Source organism: Streptomyces sp. HSS9-12, assembly GCF_054963655.1.
Window position 1 is genome coordinate 1 of sequence record NZ_JBUEGC010000119.1, and the last position, 1,147, is coordinate 1,147.

Annotated in this window: 1 pseudogene; it reads right to left on the reverse strand. The window is 69.4% G+C overall.

From position 1 onward, the window contains the following. Positions 1-69: 69 nt before the first annotated feature. Positions 70-1,067 (reverse strand): annotated as a pseudogene (locus ACY34J_RS28960) (IS5 family transposase). Positions 1,068-1,147 lie beyond the last annotated feature (80 nt).

Below are 1,147 nucleotides of genomic sequence, written 5' to 3' on the forward strand. Positions count from 1 at the left end.
GCAGCAAGCAACCAACGCCTGCGCGCGAGCGGAGACCACGGCGGGCCTAGGGCCTGTTCGGGGCTCAGATCATGGGAGGACTGGCAGGCTGCGTAGCCAGAGGACGGATCCGCGCAGGTGGAGTCCGGCGGCGTAGCTCTCGGGTGTCTTGTCGTAGCGGGTGGCCAGCCCCCGCCATTCCTTGAACTTGTTGATGGCACGCTCGACGGTGTTGCGGTCTTTGTAGAGCGTGGTGTCGTGGCTGACCGGGCGGCCGCCGGAGCGTCCCTTCTTCTTGCGGTTGGCGGCCTGGTCGGCCTTCTCCGGGATCACCGCCTTGATCCTGCGTTTGCGCAGGTGGGCGCGGTTGGCGCGGGAGGAGTACGCCTTGTCGCCGGCGACCGCGTCCGGCCGGGTCCTCGGGCGGCCGACCGGGACACGCACCCTGACCTTCTCCAGGACGGGGATGAAGCGCGGGCTGTCCGCGGCCTGCCCGGGGGTCAGGATGATGGCCAGCGGGCGGCAGCGCCGCTCGACGGCGAGGTGGACCTTGCTGGTGAGCCCGCCCCGGGAGCGGCCCAGTTCGGCGGCCCGCAGTCGGGCCCTGTGGCGTCGGCGCACGGCACGGCGCTGTTCCCGCTCGGGGTCCCCGCTGTCCGCGGACCCGTCGCCTAGGGGGTCGTTTTGCCCCTTTGCTGCAGCCCCTTTTCCTCCGTCACAGCCTTCTCCAGGTCCTCAAGGAGCTCCGGGTCGATCACCATGCCCGCCGCGTGGTGATGCGCACGGGCGACGGTCGAGTCCAGGCTGACCAGGCTGAGATCGACGTCATCGCGGGCCGCCGCCTCGGCGATCATCCCGTCCATCAACGCCTGGAAGACCCCGTCACGCGCCCACATCCGGAACCGGTCGTAGACCGTCGACCAAGAGCCGTAGCTCTCCGGCACATCCCGCCAGGGGCTGCCGGTACGGAACCGCCACATCACCGCGTTGAAGTAGCTGCGCAGGTCAGGGATCGGCCCGGACACCCCCAGCGGGAGGTACGGCTCGACCAACTCCCATTCACCATCGGTCAGGTCACCACGAGTCACGTGACCGGTCTACCGGACTCAACCGGCCACCGGGGCCACGTTGACTCATCCGTGATCCGGACTCAGAACAGGCCCTAGCA